The following is a 17,877-nucleotide window of genomic DNA, read 5'->3' as shown; positions in this document are numbered from 1 at the left end:
GGACGTGCCCATGTAGTGGAACAGCGGCTTGCCGTCGAGCGAGAAACGCGACGTGCCATCCGGCATCAGGCCCTTGCCCTGCGTGGCGCGAATGGCTTGACACAGGTTCGTCTTGCGCGACAGGCAGAACTTGCACTGGCGGCATTCCGGTGTGTAAAGCGGAATCACGTGGTCGCCGGCCTTCAACGATGTGACACCTGCGCCCACCTCCAGCACGACGCCCGCGCCTTCATGGCCGAGGATCGCCGGGAAGATGCCTTCCGGGTCGGCGCCCGAGAGCGTGTAGTAATCGGTATGGCAGATGCCGGTCGCCTTGATCTCGACGAGCACTTCGCCGGCGCGCGGGCCTTGCAGGTCGACTTCTTCGACGGTGAGCGGAGCACCGGCTTTCCAGGCGATGGCGGCTTTGGTTTTCATCAAACACGTCCTTACTCTTGATCTGAATGGGTTAACCACATAGTCAATCGGGCATTCGTCGCTCATGGCTTGGGGCGTAGCCAAACTGGGCCCGATACGCCTTGCTGAAATGGCATTGCGAATGGAATCCGCAGACCGACGTCACGCGCGCGATCGACGCGTTTGTCGTGCGCAGCAGATCGCGCGCACGCTTCAGACGCAGCGTCAGGTAGTAATGCGTTGGCGACACGTTCAGGTAGAACCTGAACATCCGCTGCAGATGGCGCTGAGATAGATTCACGAGCCGAGTCAACTCCTCAAGTGACAGCGGTTCTTCAATATTCGCCTCCATCAATCGCAGCACTTCGATCAACTCGGCGCGCAGGAAGCCCACACGCACGTCAACCGGTATCGGCTGTATATCCGTCGTGCCGCGGATGCGCTCGAGGATGAACTGTTCAGCAACCTGCGCGGCCATGCGCTGGCCGAAGCGCAGACCCACGAGATTGAGCATCATGTCGATGGGTGCCGTACCGCCCGTGCACGTGAGCCGGTCACGATCGACCGCGAACAGCTCATCGGCAAACTGTACGTGCGGAAACTCTTCCTGCAGCGCACTCCGGTTTTCCCAGTGAATGGAACAGCGGTAGCCGTCGAGCAACTGACTCGACATCAGCGCATACGCACCGGTGCAGATGCCGCCAAGAGGAATGCCTCTCTCTGCAATGGAAGCAAGCAAGCCGCGCAACGAAGGATCAACGACGTCGCGAATGCGTGTGCCGCCGCAAACAATCATCACATCCGGGAGGTTCGCTCGGTCGACAGCCTGAGTCGGATGGAAAGCGATGCCGTTGCTTGCAGACACCGCTGCACCATCGAGTGAATAGATGGACCACGTGTACTGCTCGGCACGGCCAACGTAGTTCGCCATGCGCAGGACTTCCACTGCGCTGGAGAACGCGATCATCGAGAAGTTTGGCAGCGTCAGAAAACCGAAATGCGCGAGTGAGGACATCGATCGGGAACCGCTGACAGCCGGTTCAACCAAAGCGGAGGCAACAGACGCCATAGCTCTGTCTCCTGACGAATGAACGCACTCAGAAGGGCTCCGCAGCGGCACGCCGCGGATATCGATGGGAAGCGCGAAGGTTTTGGCTACCGCTCTCGCGCACAGGCAGATAGCCCCTCAGGTTTGCACGGGCGCCGCTTTGGCGCTGAAGAGGTGTCGCAGTCCAGTGAAAAGCGGGGCTCTTTCCGTACCGGGTGCCCGGCCGAAGCTTTCCGTAATGCGGTCCAGCACGATGGCCAGGAGCACCACCGACAGGCCACTTTCGAAGCCGAGCCCAATATCAAGCCGCTGGATGCTGGCGAGCACTTCATTGCCGAGGCCGCCGGCGCCCACCATTGACGCAATGATGACCATCGAGAGCGCCATCATGATGGTCTGGTTCACGCCTTGCATGATCGACGGCAGGGCGTTCGGAATCTGCACCTTGTACAACAGTTGCCGTGGCGTACAGCCAAACGCCAGGCCGGCTTCAACAAGCTCCATGTTGACCTGTCGGATACCGAGGCTCGTCAGACGGACTGCCGGTGGCATGGCAAAGATCACGGTCGAAAGAATGCCCGGCACACGGCCCAGGCCGAACAGCATGGCGGCCGGAATGAGGTAGACGAATGCGGGCATCGTCTGCATCAGATCCAGAATCGGACGCACGACAGCTGAAACGACCCGGCTTCTCGCCGCCCAGATCCCAAGCGGCACGCCAAGCGCCAGGCTGATGATGGTGGACGACAGCGTCAGGCCCAGCGTGACGATGGTCTGGTCCCAGAACCCCGTAGCGGAAATGATGAAGAACGACGCCGCTGTAAAGAGCGCGAAGCGCCAGCCCACGCGCCAGAGGCCAATGCCAATGAAGACCGCCATCATCAACCCCATCGGCACGGCCTGAAGGCTACGTTCGATGAGCGCGGCGAGCCCCTCGATGGCACGGCCGACCGTATCGAACGCGGCCGCGTCGTGATCCAGAAGGTAGTGGACTGCCTGGTCGACCCAGTGGCCGATAGGAAGGGTGTCAGACATGGTGGCCTCGCGATCGCGTAATGGCTTTCAGGATGAGGGCACGGCTCACCGAGCCGCAGTAGCAACCGTCGTGATCGACAACGGGCAACGCATTCGGATTCTCGACAACGCGATCCACGACCTGCTCAAGCGGCGCGTCGTACCGGATGCTCTCGACGGGTTGCATGTGTGGCGCGGCGCTTCGCGTGACACAACCGCGGATCCGGCGTTGCGCATCCAGCACAAAGGCATAGTCGATGCTGCCGTCCAGCGTCGCGGCGATGCTTGCCGCATCAAGCTTTGAAACCGTGGGCACGGCGTCCATCTGCATCAGGTCGCCTGCGGTCAGGTATCGGCTCGTGTCGATACCGTCGAAGAACGTGCGGACATAGTCGTTGGCAGGGCTGGTGATGATCTCCTGCGGGGTCCCGACCTGCACCAGACGACCGCCTTCCATGATCGCGATCCGGCTGCCGATGCGCAGCGCTTCTTCCAGATCGTGCGAGACAAACATGATCGTTCGCTGGTGGTCTTTCTGCAGTTGCAGCAGCACGTTCTGCATTTCCTTGCGCTTGAGCGGATCCAGCGCCGAAAACGCCTCGTCCATGATCATCAAGGAAGGATTGACGGTGAGCGCGCGCGCCAGGCCGACACGTTGCTGCATGCCCCCGGACAGTTCGCGCGGCAGCTTTTGCGCGAAGGCCGCCAGGCCAACCTGCTCCAGGATCTCCATGGCGCGCCGCTCACGTTCCACCCGGCCAACGCCCGCCACTTCAAGGCCAAATGCGGCGTTCGACAGCACCGTGCGCTGCGGCATCAGCGCGAACGACTGGAACACCATGCTCATGTCTTTGCGCCGCAGCGCGATCAGCTCCGATCGGCTGACGGCCGCCACGTCGCGGCCGCCGATCAGCACCTTGCCGGCGGTGGGCTCCACGAGCCGGTTCACAAGGCGGATCAACGTCGACTTGCCGGAGCCCGACAGGCCCATCATCACGAAGATTTCACCCTCTTTCACGTCAAACGATACGTCGTGCACGCCGACGACCTGACCGGTGCGCCTGAACACTTCGTCTTTCGTTGACCCGGCAGCGAGCATGTCGAGGGCTTGGCGGGGATTGCTTCCAAACACCTTGCTCAGACCTTCGACTACGACCTTGGGACTATTCATCGAACCCTCTCCTGGTACTGCTGGACCTACACGTCACATGGCGTGCCCGCACTTCCCTGGCATCTGGAAAGCGCCAGCGCTGCATCCCTATTTCTGTTGGTTTCCCTTCCCGAAACGCCAGGGTAAATCTGACGAATTGCATCCCCGCTTTATCGGTGCGATTTCCCTACATAGTTGCTAGAAACGACCACCATCTGCCGACGATTTCCGACAAGTGCTTGTTCAAATACGACACTGAAAACCCGACAAACCGATAGATGACATCGGCTTGTCCAGGAGCGACATCGACTGCCAGCGGCCATGGTCGACGCGCGGCTCCACGACACAACCAAAGTACACCTTCCCCGCTCACGTGGCGAACCAATACCAGCCACTCGGCGGTTCGGTTCTATCTGTGCACCGGGCGCCCTGCTCTACTTTCAGCGTGGCGGGCGTTTGCACGCTGCAAACGCCCCAGTCAACCGAGAAAGAGGAATCGCATGAACGCGCCATCCCGTTCACCATCATTCATTCTGACGCTGTCATGCCCGAGCGGCCCCGGCCAGGTGGCCGCCGTCGTCGGATTGCTCGAGCGCCATCAGTGCTACATCGACGAACTGAACGTTTTCGACGACGAACTGAGCCAGCATTTCTTTGTGCGCTGCGTGTTTCATGCAACGGATGCACACATGCTGCACGTTGACGAACTGCGGCGAGAGTTTGAACCGATCGCGCAAACCTTCGGCATGCAATGGGCCATTCACGACGCGCAGGCGCGTCCGAAAGTCCTCATCATGGTGTCGAAACTGGAGCATTGCCTGGCCGATCTGCTGTTCCGCTGGCGCATGGGTGAACTGAAAATGGACATCGTCGGAATCGCGTCGAACCACCCCGACTTCGAGCCAATGGCACGCCAGCACGGTCTGCCATTCCGCCATTTTCCGATCACGGCCGAAACGAAGGCGCAGCAGGAGGCGCAATGGCTCGACCTGTTCGAATCGAGCGGCGCGGAACTCGTGATCCTCGCACGCTACATGCAGGTGCTTTCGCCAGAGACGAGCGCGAAACTGATCAATCGCGCGATCAACATCCACCACTCCTTCTTGCCCGGCTTCAAGGGTGCAAAGCCTTACCATCAGGCGCATGCGCGCGGAGTCAAGCTCATCGGCGCGACCGCGCACTTCGTTACCGACGATCTAGACGAAGGCCCGATCATCGAGCAGGTCGTCGAGCGGGTTGATCATTCCTACCGCCCCGAGCAATTGCTGGCGGTGGGCCGAGATGTCGAATGCCTCACCCTTGCACGCGCGGTCAAGGCGTTCATTGAGCGCCGCGTGTTCCTCAACGGTGATCGAACCGTCGTCTTCCAGTAGACCCAACGGAAACCGGCCACGATCGCAGGGCGATGGTGGCCGGTACTACTTCCATGCCGGTCGACAGACCGGGTTGGACAGTTACTGCGACTGCGCGCCTTCAAGCCATGCGTTCACACGATCCGCATGCGCGGCGATCCATGCATCGGCAGCCGCGTCCGGCTTCGTGCCATTTTGGATTGCCAGCATCACGCTATCGATCTCACCCGGCTTCCACTGAAATTTCTTCAGGAACGTGACCACCGGCTTCGCCTTGGTTTCCAACCCCGGATTGACAACGTTGTCGACGTGCTCCGCATCACCGAAGACCTTCTTCGGATCTTCAAGAAAACGCAGCTTCCATTTTGCGAACATCCAGTGCGGGGCCCACCCTGTGACGACAATCGGCTTATTTGCGTTCATTGAACGCGCCAGCTCAGCCGTCATTGCGCTGCCCGAACTCGGCATCAGAGAGTAGTTGAGCCCATAGGTCTTGATGGCATCGCCCGCCTTGCGCATCACGCCCGCACCAGCGTCAATACCGACGATGCGACCTTCGAATGCCGACTTCTGTGCGTTCAGGTCTTCGATGGTCTTTGCGCTCACGGATTCGGGAACGATCAGACCGATTCGCGCATCAGTGAAGTTCGGCCCGAGATCCACCACTTTGGTCTTGAACTGATCCCAGTAGGCACCTTGCGTCACGGGCAACCACGCGGACAGCGTAGCGTCCAGATCGCCCCGGGCGACGCCTTGCCACATGACACCCGCCGCCACCGGCACCAGTTGCACCGGATACCCCAGCTTCTTTTCAATGATCCGTGCGGCGACGTTCGTCGTTGCGACGCTGTCGTCCCACCCTTCGACATAGCCGATCTTCAGGCCGGGCTTGGTCGCTCCAAGCGCGAATGCACTCCACGTCAACATCACAGATGCCGCACTGGCAAAGACCAGCTTTTCGAGAAACTTCATGGTTATTCCTCCTTTGATTGGCACACAAGCGCCTCCGTTTATTCACTACCGACCCTGCGTCGCGACCCTGTTGTAATGCACGGCGCGACGTCGGTTCTTATTTGTCGATCACCAGATCCGACAGCGGTTTGCTGCAGCACAACAACACCATTCCCTGGTCGATCTCGCGCTGGCGGATCCCGCCGTTGTGCTTCATATCGACCTGGCCAGATACCAACCTGACCTTGCACGTTCCACACATGCCCTGGGTACACGATGCGGGCAACCGAACTCCGGCCTGGCGCGCCGCATCCAACACGTGCTGCGCCGCGCCACAGGCGATTTCCCGCCCCGTTTTCGCAAAGCTGACACTGAACTGCGGTGCGTCAGCGTCAGGGCTTTCCGCTGGAGCGGCATCCTGTACTGTCGCCTCTGGCGCCGCTTCGGCAGCCAATGATTCGAACGAGAAACTCTCTTCGTGGTAGTGCGTGCGGTCAAACCCGGCTTCGTCGAGCAGACCGCGAACCGCCTTCATGTACGGGGCAGGGCCGCAGGTAAAGATCTCGCGTTCCATGAAATCCGGCACGACAAGCTTCAGCAGCGGCAGTGACAAAAAACCCGTGATGCCGGGCCAGTTGGTGCGTGTACCAAGGCGCTCGACCACGAACGATGTACGAAAATTCGCGTGGTTCGATGCGATCAGATCCAGCTCGCGCCCAAAGATGATGTCGTCGGGCGTGCGCGCACTGTGCACGAATACGATGTCGCGATCTTCGGCAAGATCGTGATGCGCGCGGCTCATCGACATGAGCGGCGTCACGCCGGAGCCGGCAGAGAGAAACAGGTACTTGCGTGCTGGATGCCGCGCGCAGGTGAACTCTCCGGCAGGTCCCAGCACCCGGATTGCAGCGCCAGGCTGCAGATTGTCGTGCAGCCAGTTCGACACCTTGCCGCCCGGCACACGCTTGACGGTGATCGATATCGTATGCGGACGTGCAGGCGACGACGAGATCGTGTAGCAACGGTTGATCGTCTCGCCCTCGATGGCGAGTTCGAGGGTAATGAACTGACCTGGCTCGAACAGGAACATGCGACCCATCGGCGAACGGAAGAAGAAGCTCTTTACGTCGTGCGTCTCCTGCCTTACGTGGCAGCACACCAGCGTTTCTTCGGCATCGCTCGTCCAGCGTTCAGGAAGCGCGCTCCAGAACGCGAGCTGCGTCACCCGGCTGTCCATGACGTCCAATTGGCCCGCATCTCGCATCATGTCTTGCTCCCGTTTACAGGCTTAGTGCGATTCTGCGATCTGGTCGGCGAGTCGGGCGACGTACCAGGCCGCGAACTTCTCGACAAGACCTTCGGTGTACGGCGAATACGGACCCGGCTCGTACGCACTGCTTGCTGAACCTGCCTGGGAATATTCCACCAGCGCGCGATCCTGATCGTTCGTCGCGTTCCACACGGCGGTGAGGTTCTTCACGTCATAGTCAACGCCCTCGACCGCATCCTTGTGCACGAGCCATTTCGTGCGCACCAGGGTCTCTCCGGCGGACAGCGGAATCACCGAGAACGCCACGATATGGTCACTCATGAAGTGGTTCCAGGAGTTCGGCTGCGTCCAGAACGACAGCCCACCGAGATCCGCCTGCTTGAAACCGCCGAGCAGCTTCCTGGACGCAACCTTCGCATCCAGTGTTTGGGACTCACCGCTGCGATCAAGCGGCAGGCGTTGCGTACGGAAGCCGGTGGTATCGAGCAGGCGCTCGATCTCTTCCGATGGCAGCCCCATCTCCGCCCACTCCTTGCCTCGCTCGATGCAGGTCTGCACAAACGCATCCATGCCTTCGGCGTTGGCATCGGAGCGCTGATAGCCGAAGCCGTATTCATACAGCGAGATTGTCAGCTCAGGATGGTTCGCAACGCAGTGATAGCACTCGCGATTGTTCTCGAGCGTCAGCTTCCAGTTGCCTTTCTCAATGATGTCGACCTGCGCGGCGATCTTGGTGTTCGGCAAATCGTGCGGCAGCAGATACGGCTCCATGGCCTCGCGCATTGCAGAAAAATCGGGCGGGTTGTCTGCCAGGCAGATGAAGATCAGGCCCGCGAGGTTCTGCGTGTGCACCGATTTCAGACTGTGCTTGCAGCGGTCGAACTTCTCGCCCATGTGTTCCGCAAACATGAGCTGGCCTTCGAGGTTATACGTCCAGCTGTGATACGGGCATACGATATTGCCCACCGTGCCTTTCTCTCCGTTGCACAAGCGCGCGCCGCGGTGGCGGCACACGTTGTGAAACGCGCGAATCTGCATGTCGTCGTCGCGCACGATCAGGATTGAATCGCTGCCCAGCTCCACCGTGACGTAATCGCCCGGCTCTGGCATGTCCGGTTCAACCGCCACCTGGATCCAGTGCTGGCGGAAAATCGCCTCCATATCGAGCGCGAAGATCGCTTCACTATGGTAGAAGGGCGCCTCGAGGCTGTAGCCTGCTTTGCGTCGTTCGATCAATTCGCGAATATCTGCCGATACCTTCATCGTCTGCTCCGGATTCCTTGCGTCTCTTTAGTTCTTGCCGACAGGTTCAAATCAGTAGTCGATGAGCTGATGCTCGCGCAAATAAGCCAGGATGACTTGCGCTTTTTCGACAGAACTTCCGTCAATTACGACGTTGCCACCCCGGCTTTCGGTGGTGGTTGCCGAAAGCATCCGCGCGTGGCCGGAACGCTTCTCCGCCGCCGCGAGCTTGACCGGCTTGCGCTCGATCGGGCCGAGCGTCCACGCAGACGCCTCGGCATCTGCAACGGCCGTCACACTTGCCCAGCGCACATCGCCTGCCCGTAACCGCGCGTACGCGTAGCGGGGATGTGCATTGGCCAACGGGTGCACTGCAATGACGGCCGGCAACGAAGTATCGACGCGCCGGCGCAGCCCCTTGGGTAGGAACTGCCGCACAGCAGCACGGCCATCATTGACTGCAATGTCGACGGCCGCGCCAACAATCGGGTAGCCCAGCAATGCGGCAACGCGATACGGCAACACACCGGTGTCGTACGCACCTTCGGCTCGCACGCCGGTCAGGACCAGGTCGCAGCCCTGCAACCGCGCTGCGAGCATGGCCGCTGCATCGTCACCCTCATTGCAAGTCAGCACGTCGACTTCGCGTGCGCCGAGCGCGAGATATTCGGCAAGCGCCGGATTTGCCGGATCGCCCGCATGGATGACGTCAAGTTGTGCAACATGGCGATCGGCAAGCTGGCGGCCGATCTCAAGAGCAACCGCATCGTTGCGGCTGTAACGCAAGGCGCCGCTGACCGGATGACGGCCAACCGACACCAGCACCGCAATGCGCTTCAACTGTCGCGGGGCGCTCATGCTGCAACTCCTTCCGGTTCACGGTTACCCACCGCAGCCGGCGGCTGTCCGCGGGCCGCGTGGGCTGCGCGTGCGCTCTGAACCTGCTCGATCAGCGCCGCGATCGTTGCCTGAGCATCGCCCACCACGGTCAAGTCAGCACGCTTTGCAATTGGGGCGCTGCCGTCAAGATTCACGGCAATCACGTGGCGGCAATCCTTGATGCCTTGCAAGTGCTGCACGGCGCCGGAAATGCCAAACGCGATGTAGACGCTCGCGTCCACTGTCTTGCCTGTGGCGCCTACCTGTTTATCGCGCTTGAAATGTCCGTTGTCGACCGCGACCCGACTCGCTGCAACCGCGGCGCCCAGCACATCAGCCAATCGTTCGAACGATGGAATGTCGGATACGCCATTGCCGGCCGAGACGATGAAATCCGCTTCCTCGAGCGCCACCTGCGCAGCGTCGAGGTCTTCCAGGCCAAGATCGCGTGTTCGTTGCGCTGCAGGGGCCGCAACGTCTATGAAATCGCTGGGCAGCCGCTCGCCGGCGCCCACGAACGGCAGCTTCGCATCCACCGCGTTCTGTGCGAGCAGGATCACGTCGGGCAGCGAGCGCGTTGCGAACGCCCGCTTGGCGTGGGCATAGGCGCCAACATGCTGCGCGTTGATTTCGACGATGTGCGCGCCAATGCTTGCGCCGGCGGAAGCTGCATAGCGGCGGCCGAGGTCACCGTCGCCGATCGCGTTGTCAGGCAGAAATACGTTCTTCGGTGCAAATGCGGCAACGCACGCCTGCAGCGCCTGCAGTTCGCTTTCTGGAGCAAAAACCCGGCGGTCAAAGCCCGCAAGCTCGACGAGCTTGTCGACACCAAGCGCCGCCGCGTCATCCTTCAGCTCACCGAAGACCACCAGCACGACTTCAGTGTGTGTATCCGCCAGCAGCGCAGCAGCGGCAACGGCTTGGCATGCGTGCTCGTCCAGTGCGCCGCGCTCGCTGTGCGCCGCGACGAGCAGCACATGCTTTGGGTCGGTCAACGTGCGGCGCGGCTTGGCCGCAGTGCCACCGTGGCTGAGCGTGGGCCAGTGCGCCACGTTGGCATCCGAGCTGCCAATCTCCCCGAGTGTGATCCGCTTCACCCCGGCGGCCGTGATGATGAACGGCCGGCGCGGATCGATTCGTTTGATCGTGTTCATCGATTCACTCCAGCGAAGCAGCAACCAGTTCAGCCACGTCGAGCACGTCTGGGCGTGGGCCCACCACACCTTCGAGCATCGCAGTGCAGTTCGGGCAGGCAACCGCAACAACATCCGCGTTGACGGCACGCGCATCGGCAATGCGGATATCGGGAATGCGCTGCTTGCCGGGGATGTCCGTCAACGGAGCGCCGCCACCACCGCCGCAACAGCGGCCGCGCATGCCGTTTCGCTCCATCTCGACCACCTGGATGCCGATCGTCTTGAGAAGCTTGCGGGGGGCGTCTGTCTCGCCGTTGTAGCGCCCGAGGTAGCACGGGTCGTGATAGGTCGTGCGCTTCTCGCGCAGTGCGTCGACGGCCTTCGGCGCAATCTTTCCGCTGGCTGCAAGCTCCGCCAGGTACGTTGTGTGATGCTTGACGGTCACGCGCAACCCGAGTGCGCGGTATTCGTTGCGCAGGCTGTGCATGACGTGCGGGTCAGCGGTGACGATCTGCTTGTAAGACAGCGTCGACAATGTGCCGATCAGCGTCCTCGCCATCTTCTGAAACGTTGCTTCATCGCCCAGCCGGCGCGCGACGTCACCCGTGTCCGTTTCCACGTTGCCGAGGACAGCGTAGTCGACGCCCGCCTTGTTCAGCACCTTGACGACCGCGCGCAAGGTACGTTGGTAGCGCATCTCAAACGCACCCTCGCCCGCTACGAAAAGCACGTCGACCGGCTTGCCAGCCTGAGCAATGGGCGCATTCAGATCGACCGCCCAGTCGTAACGCGCCGCCGTGTCGTAACCACCCATGGTGCCGGTCTCGCGCAGGTTGGCCAGCACTTCAGCGCCCTTGCCCGGCACCGTGCCATGCACGAGGGTCTGGTTGCGCCGCATGTCGACAATCGCGTCTACATGTTCGATCAGCATCGGGCACTCCTGCACGCAGGCGCGGCAGGTTGTACACGACCACAGCGTCTGCGCTTCGATCAACCCAGACACGATGGAGCCGTTCGGCTCGCCACGATGCTGGCCGACCGCGAGACCTGGCGTGGGGCTGCCCGCATAGGCGGCATCGGTGCCGCCTGCCATTCCGACGACAAGATCCTGGATCAGCTTCTTCGGGTTCAATGGCTGGCCGGAGGCGAACGCGGGGCAAGCCGCTTCACACTTGCCGCATTGCACGCAGGCGTCAAAGCTCAGCAGCTGGTTCCAGCGGAACTCGACCGGTTTGGCAACGCCGTATTCCTGGTGCTCGATGTCGGGCAGCTTCAACGCGGTCGGCGGCGTCGCCGTTCCGCTGCCGGTGAACGCTTCGGGCGTACCGGCAAAACGCTCCTGACGCGGGTGGAAGGCCAGATGCAGCAGACCCGCCATCGCGTGCTTCATCGGCCCGCCCTTCGCAGCGCCAAACGTCATCGCGAACGCACCGACGCCGATCAGCACTGCGCACAGCACGGCAAACGCACCTGACATCATCTCCGTCGGCACGATCACGAACAGAACAAGGCCGAGCGCGAACGCGCCGAGCAGCCATGGCAGCGTATTCCACGGACCGCGTGACAGGCGCGCAGGCACAATCTTCGCTGCACGGCGTCGCCAGACGAACACCACACCAATCAGCATCGCCAGCGCTGCGACGAAGATCAGCTTGTCGAGCCAGGGCGAATAGATGGCAAAGCCGTAGTTGACGAACACCAGCGCGAGTGCGGCAATCGCGCCGCCCGCGGTCGCCACGTGCGTCTTGGCGATGTACGGATCACGCGCCACCACGTGGTGCAGGTCGACAAAGTAGCGTTTCGGAATCGTGAACAAGTTTGCAATGCCGAACTCATCGCCCGCAGCCGCGCGCCCCAGACGCCAGTACGAGGCACGCTTGGCCACCGCAAACACGAGCCCCGCCACCGACAGCCACAGCAGCGCGGTAATCAGAAAGGCCGGATTCATGGTCAGAAATCCTTCACGAGGCGCAGCGCGTCGTAGATCGCGCCGTGGATGTTGTGCATCGAAATGCAGTCACCAACGCGGAACAGCAGAAACCGGCCATTGCCCAGTTCCTCCGACAGCCACGGCTGCGGCTCGGCCGCAAACAGCTTATGCACGTCGATCTGCCCGCTGTTCACCGACTCCGGCTTCAGCTTCCAGTACAGCGCGTCGTTGGGCGTGCTGCCGTTCTCGATGACCACCTGGTCGACGGCTCGCTCCTCCAGTTCCTCGGTGTATTCGTTACGCAGCACCGCGATCTTCTTGCCGTCTTCCTCGTACACCCGGTCAAGCCAGTAGTTGGGCGTGTGGATGACCCCTTGCGCGTACAGGCGCCGGTAGAAGATCGGGAATGTCGTGCCGCCGCAATCGTCGGCAACCTTCACATCGGGCGTGACAATCTCGACCTTGGAGCCGCGGCTGGCGATGAAGTCGGCGACACCCGCGCCGGCGTGCGTGCTGACGCCGTCATAGACGAGTACGTTCTGCTTCGGCTCGACCTTGCCGGAGAGGATGTCCCACGAGCTGACCGCCAGCCCGCCGGCGACGCCCCAGTCCGGCACCTGATCAGAGAAGGCCCGGCCACCCGTGGCGAGCACGATGATGTCAGGCCGTTCGGCCATGATCGCCTTCGTGTCGACTTCCACTCCAAGCCGTCGGTCCACGCCCAGGCGCTTCGTCTCCATGTCGAACCACCGAACGATGCCCGACATCTGCTCGCGCTGCGGCGCCTTGGCAGCGAGCATGATCTGCCCACCCACCTCCTGATTTTTTTCGAACAGCACAACGTCGTGGCCACGCGATCGCGCAACGCGTGCCGCCTCGAGCCCAGCGGGCCCGGCTCCCACGACGACCACCTTGCGCTTCGGGCCGCGCGATTTCTCAATCACGTGCGGCATCGTCTGTTCGCGCGAGGTCGCAGCGTTCTGGATGCACAGAACATCAAGGCCGTTGTACTGGCGGTCAATGCAGTAATTCGCGCCCACGCACTGCTTGATCTCGTCCTCGCGGCCATCGCGAATCTTGATGACCATATGCGGATCAGCCATCTGCGCACGCGTCATGCCCACGAGGTCGATCATCCCGCTCGCAAGCAGGCGTTCGGCCTGGCCCGCATCGCGAATACTCTGTGCATGCATGATGGGCACCTTCACGACTGACTTGATGCCGGCCGCAAGATGTACAAACGGCTCCGGCGGCAATGCCATGGGGGGCATGCAGTTCGCGAGCGTGTTGTGGGTGTCCGCTCCCGAGCCGATCACGCCGAGATAGTCGATCAGGCCGGTTTCAGACATCGCTTGCGCGATCTCTTTCAGTTGCTCGTGGTCGAGACCGTCTTCATGGAATTCGTCGCCGCACATGCGCAGCCCGACACAGAAATCCTTGCCAACTGCCTCGCGTACTGCCTGCAATACCTCGACACCGAAGCGCAGGCGGTTCTCAAGACTGCCGCCCCATTCGTCGGTGCGGTGGTTGGTGCGCGGGCTCCAGAACTGGTCGATCAGATGCTGATGCGCTGCCGAGATTTCGATACCGTCCATGCCGGCCGCCTTGACTCGCTTCGCCGCTGCAGCGAAATCGGCAATGATGCGGCGAATCTCTTCCACCTCGATGATCTTGGCGTTGCCTCGGTGCACGGGCTCGCGCACGCCGGAAGGCGACATGAGGTGCGGCCAGTGTTCACCGTGGAATGCAGAACGGCGACCCATGTGCGTGGCCTGAATCATGATCTTCGCGCCGTGCCGGTGTATCGTTTCGGCCAGCCGCGCGAGCGGGTCGATGATCCTGTCGGTAGCCAGATTCACAGACTTCCACCAGCCCTGGGGGCTATCGATCGACACGGGGCTCGAACCGCCGCACACGGCCAGGCCCACACCGCCCTTGGCCTTTTCCTCGTAGTAGCGGATATAGCGCTCGCCCGGCAGACCGTCCGGCTCCGCATACACCTCTGCGTGCGCCGTGCTGACGATCCGATTGCGCAACGTCAACTGGTTGAGCTGCAGGGGTTTAAACAGGTGGGGATAACGCATCGCTGGCGACCTCTGGCGTTCGTGTGTGTCGTGTTGCGGGTGTTGTCTTGTGTCAGCGCATCAATGCGCAATCGGCGACACTTCGAAAATGCAGTTGTCATGGCCTTCCGCCGCACACTGCACCTCCCTTGACTGCGCACGCGGCGCGCCCTTTCCTTCCGGCGCGGTATCGTTGACCCAGTCCATCGCCCCCGCAAACCAGCCGGCGAACATGTAGCAGAGCTTGCCTTCGCGGCCCGGTTGCGCGAGTACGAACGATGAGTGACACAGTTCGATCTTGGCGCGTGCTGTCGCTGGGTCCGCTTCCAGAATCGAGAACAGACCCCAGCCGCGCTGGGACAAACGCTTCAGGTAATGCTCGAACACGGCCATCCCCGCAAGGCAGTGCAGCTTGGCTTCCTTGTCGCACCAGTGGTATGCGGACTTGTAGCCGGCCTTGTAGAGAATCTCCGCATACGCATCGCGCCCCAGCGCCTCTTCGACAGCCGTGTGGTTGTTCGTGAAGAAATGACGGGGCACATACAGCATCGGCAGTGCATCGGTAGTCCAGACGCCGGTGTTGGGATCGACGTTGATCGGCAGTTGAGGTGGCATTGCAATGACTCCGTGAGGAAGGCCGTCGGTGTGCCGCTTTGCTGCAGGTATTGCAGACACGACATCCCCTGCGCACCCCGAAGCTTGCGGGGCACGGCCGGTTTTCTTGTAAATGAGATCGCTGAATTCGATGGGGCCTATGCGCCCCAGACGTCCTTGAACACGCGCACCCAGTTCTCGCCCATGATCTTGCGGATGCGCGACGCCTTCCAGCCATGGCGCTCCATTGCCGCGGTCAGGTTCGGGAACTCGCCGATCGTACGGATGCCGTCCGGGTTGATCACCTTGCCGAAGTTGGTCAGCTGGCGGTAGCGGCCCTTGTCGTGCGTGAGCATGTCGAAGAATTCCTTGGCGAAATCCTGCGTGAAATCCGTGCCGATGCCCACGGCGTCTTCGCCGATGAGGTTCACGACGTAATCGATCGCCTCAATGTAGTCGTCGATCGTCGCTTCGATCCCGCGCTTGAGGAACGGCGCAAACATGGTCACGCCGACGAACCCACCAGCATCGGCAATCTCCTTGAGCTGTGCGTCGCTCTTGTTGCGCGGGTGCTCCTTCAGGCCCGACGGCAGGCAGTGCGAGTAGCACACCGGCTTCTTCGAGAACGCGATCGCTTCCGACGACGTGTTGCCGCCCACATGCGACAGATCGACCATGATGCCGACGCGGTTCATCTCGGTGATCACCTCGCGACCAAAATCCGACAACCCGCCATCGCGCTCGTAGCAGCCCGTGCCGACGAGGTTTTGCGTGTTGTAGCAAAGCTGCACGACACGCACGCCCATATCGGCAAACGCTTCGATGTAGCCAAGGTTGTCTTCGAACGCGTGCGCGTTCTGGAAGCCCAAGATGATGCCGGTCTTGCCTTCCTTCTTTGCGCGGAAGATGTCGTCCGTCGTACGCACGAGCGTCAGCAGCTCGCCGTTTTCGCGGATCTTCTGCTTCATCACGCCGATGTTGTCGACGGTCTTGGTGAAGTTTTCCCACACCGACACCGTGCAGTTTGCGGCCGTGATGCCGCCGCGGCGCATGTCTTCAAACACCGGCCTCTCAAACTTCGAGATGTTCAGACCGTCGATGATGATGCTGTCTTGATGCAGCGTGCTCATGTGTTCCTCCGGTTCGGTCAGTCAGCCAGGTCAGTAGATCGGAAAGCGATCGCACAGCGCGAAGATCTCGCGGCGCACACGCTGCTCGGTGGCTTGATCGCCGTCCGGATTGGCACGCAGCGCATCGAAGACCTCCAGGATCAAGCGGCCGATCTGCTCGAACTCGGTCACCCCGAAACCGCGCGTGGTGGCGGCGGGCGTACCGAGACGGATGCCCGATGTGATGGTCGGTTTCTCGGTATCGAAGGGAATGCCGTTCTTGTTGCAGGTGATACCGGCGCGCTCGAGCGCCTGCTCCACCTGCGTACCCTTGAGCCCCTTGGGCCGCAGGTCAACAAGCAGCAGATGGTTATCGGTGCCACCGGTGACCAGGTCAACGCCGCCGGCCTTGAGCACTTCACCCAGCGCCTTGGCGTTGGCCAGCACGCTATCGATGTAGGTTTTGAACTCGGGCTTGAGCGCCTCGCCAAACGCAACGGCCTTGCCGGCAATCACGTGCATCAACGGGCCGCCTTGCAGCCCCGGGAATACAGCGGAATTGATCTTCTTGGCGATCTCATCGTCGTTGGTGAGCACGAAGCCGCCGCGGGGCCCACGCAGTGTCTTGTGCGTGGTCGACGTGACGACGTGAGCATGGTCGACTGGATTATCGTGGCGGCCCGCCGCAATCACGCCGGCAATGTGCGCCATGTCGACCATCAGCTTTGCGCCAACGCTGTCGGCGATTGCGCGGAACCGGGCGAAATCGAGTTTGCGCGGATACGCTGAAAACCCAGCGATGATCAGGCTCGGCTTGTGCTCGTGCGCGAGCTTTTCGACCTGTTCGTAGTCGATCAGCATCGTGTCGCGACTGACGCCGTACTGCACTGCGTTGAACCATTTGCCTGACAAGGCAGGCTTGGCGCCGTGCGTCAGGTGCCCGCCTGCATCAAGCGACATGCCCAGCACTGTATCGCCCGGCTTGGTGAGCGCAAGCATGACGGAGCCGTTTGCCTGGGCGCCCGAATGCGGCTGCACATTGGCAAAGCCAGCGTTGAAGAGTTGCTTCACACGGTCAATCGCGAGCGATTCCACCTCGTCTGCATATTCGCAGCCGCCGTAATAGCGCTTGCCCGGATAGCCTTCCGCATATTTGTTGGTCAACACCGAGCCCTGTGCCTCGAGCACGGCGCGCGACACGATGTTCTCCGACGCAATCAACTCCACTTGCGATTGCTGGCGCTCAAGTTCTTTCAGAAGCGAGCTGCGGATGGGCGTGTCGCGCTCGGCAAGTGATTGCGAGAAGAATGACTGCGTGTTCGACATGGGGCGTCCGTGAATGGAGTGGGAGGCTGCCTGATCGCTTGCGAAGCGCGCTATACCCGCTCTTTCGCTTGATCGGCATTGCGTTGCTGACGGCTCTATTCTTGACGCCCGGATTCGTCGTCGATTGGCGAATTCAGACGCGTTCTTTTCCTTTTCCGCCATTCGCGTCCGTTTTGCACAAATCCGGAAACGGGGTGCTGCTCGGAGGCGCCTCGGTCCTGCGCATGCTGCTTTGCAATACGCGTGCGCACTGCAGCGGTGCAGCCCGCGTCATGCGAGTGCGCCGGATCACGCATTCGGAGCGGCGTGCCGTGGTCACCCGCCTCCCCACTCCGGATGAGTAGGGTTTCGCCGTATGGCCCGGTTGTTGCATTCCCACTATCAATAGCGAATAGAGCCTGAATCGATGATCGGGAT

Annotated in this window: 14 protein-coding genes and 1 pseudogene; 1 reads left to right on the top strand and 14 read right to left on the bottom strand. The window is 61.4% G+C overall.

Annotated features, from left to right (window positions below; all coding sequences use genetic code 11):
• From BM136_RS24535 to BM136_RS24520, 4 genes and pseudogenes are all read right to left on the bottom strand, one after another.
• Window positions 1–417, bottom strand: a 417-nt coding sequence (locus BM136_RS24535) for an alcohol dehydrogenase catalytic domain-containing protein (protein WP_175537217.1), incomplete at its 3' end; no start/stop codon positions are given.
• Window positions 418–460: 43 nt separating this feature from the next.
• Window positions 461–1,465, bottom strand: a complete 1,005-nt coding sequence (locus BM136_RS24530; RefSeq protein ID WP_092976981.1) for a GlxA family transcriptional regulator — start codon at window positions 1,463–1,465, stop codon at window positions 461–463.
• Between the two features lie 117 nt (window positions 1,466–1,582).
• On the bottom strand, window positions 1,583–2,479 hold the full coding sequence (gene choW / locus BM136_RS24525) for a choline ABC transporter permease subunit (RefSeq protein WP_092976978.1): 897 nt from the start codon (window positions 2,477–2,479) through the stop codon (window positions 1,583–1,585).
• A pseudogene (locus BM136_RS24520) lies at window positions 2,472–3,641 on the bottom strand (glycine betaine/L-proline ABC transporter ATP-binding protein); the annotation flags it as partial. The pseudogene BM136_RS24520 and the gene choW, both read right to left, overlap by 8 nt.
• A gap of 467 nt (window positions 3,642–4,108) precedes the next feature.
• Between BM136_RS24520 and purU the strand changes: the two are divergent.
• Complete coding sequence (gene purU / locus BM136_RS24515; RefSeq protein WP_092976972.1) at window positions 4,109–4,981, top strand: formyltetrahydrofolate deformylase; 873 nt, start codon at window positions 4,109–4,111, stop codon at window positions 4,979–4,981.
• A gap of 81 nt (window positions 4,982–5,062) precedes the next feature.
• Here the strand turns inward: purU and BM136_RS24510 are convergent, their stop codons facing one another.
• From BM136_RS24510 to BM136_RS24465, 10 genes are all read right to left on the bottom strand, one after another.
• On the bottom strand, window positions 5,063–5,932 hold the full coding sequence (locus BM136_RS24510; RefSeq protein ID WP_092976969.1) for a glycine betaine ABC transporter substrate-binding protein: 870 nt from the start codon (window positions 5,930–5,932) through the stop codon (window positions 5,063–5,065).
• Between the two features lie 97 nt (window positions 5,933–6,029).
• Window positions 6,030–7,178, bottom strand: a complete 1,149-nt coding sequence (locus BM136_RS24505) for an FAD-binding oxidoreductase (RefSeq protein WP_092976966.1) — start codon at window positions 7,176–7,178, stop codon at window positions 6,030–6,032.
• Window positions 7,179–7,199: 21 nt separating this feature from the next.
• The gene (locus tag BM136_RS24500) at window positions 7,200–8,444 is read right to left on the bottom strand and encodes an aromatic ring-hydroxylating oxygenase subunit alpha (RefSeq protein ID WP_092976963.1); all 1,245 of its coding nucleotides are present in this window, start codon (window positions 8,442–8,444) and stop codon (window positions 7,200–7,202) included.
• Window positions 8,445–8,495: 51 nt separating this feature from the next.
• The gene (locus tag BM136_RS24495; RefSeq protein ID WP_092976960.1) at window positions 8,496–9,281 is read right to left on the bottom strand and encodes an electron transfer flavoprotein subunit beta/FixA family protein; all 786 of its coding nucleotides are present in this window, start codon (window positions 9,279–9,281) and stop codon (window positions 8,496–8,498) included.
• Window positions 9,278–10,456 (bottom strand): electron transfer flavoprotein subunit alpha/FixB family protein, encoded by a 1,179-nt coding sequence (locus BM136_RS24490; RefSeq protein ID WP_092976957.1) that lies wholly within the window; start codon window positions 10,454–10,456, stop codon window positions 9,278–9,280. Before BM136_RS24490 ends, BM136_RS24495 begins: the two co-directional genes overlap by 4 nt.
• Before the next feature lie 4 nt (window positions 10,457–10,460).
• A complete protein-coding gene (locus BM136_RS24485; RefSeq protein ID WP_092976954.1) occupies window positions 10,461–12,386 on the bottom strand; it encodes a (Fe-S)-binding protein in 1,926 nt (641 codons plus the stop codon).
• A 2-nt stretch (window positions 12,387–12,388) separates the two neighbouring features.
• Complete coding sequence (locus BM136_RS24480) at window positions 12,389–14,452, bottom strand: NADH:flavin oxidoreductase (protein WP_092976951.1); 2,064 nt, start codon at window positions 14,450–14,452, stop codon at window positions 12,389–12,391.
• A 60-nt stretch (window positions 14,453–14,512) separates the two neighbouring features.
• Window positions 14,513–15,046, bottom strand: coding sequence for a DUF5943 domain-containing protein (locus tag BM136_RS24475; RefSeq protein ID WP_092976948.1), 534 nt, complete (start codon window positions 15,044–15,046; stop codon window positions 14,513–14,515).
• Between the two features lie 137 nt (window positions 15,047–15,183).
• On the bottom strand, window positions 15,184–16,155 hold the full coding sequence (locus BM136_RS24470) for a dipeptidase (protein ID WP_092976945.1): 972 nt from the start codon (window positions 16,153–16,155) through the stop codon (window positions 15,184–15,186).
• A gap of 30 nt (window positions 16,156–16,185) precedes the next feature.
• On the bottom strand, window positions 16,186–17,460 hold the full coding sequence (locus BM136_RS24465; RefSeq protein ID WP_092976942.1) for a serine hydroxymethyltransferase: 1,275 nt from the start codon (window positions 17,458–17,460) through the stop codon (window positions 16,186–16,188).
• Between the last annotated feature and the right edge of the window lie 417 nt (window positions 17,461–17,877).

This window comes from Ralstonia sp. NFACC01, from assembly GCF_900115545.1.
Taxonomy (GTDB): Bacteria; Pseudomonadota; Gammaproteobacteria; order Burkholderiales; family Burkholderiaceae; genus Ralstonia; species Ralstonia mojiangensis.
Note: the sequence above shows the minus strand (reverse complement) of the source record. Positions and strands in the feature narration are given on the sequence as shown.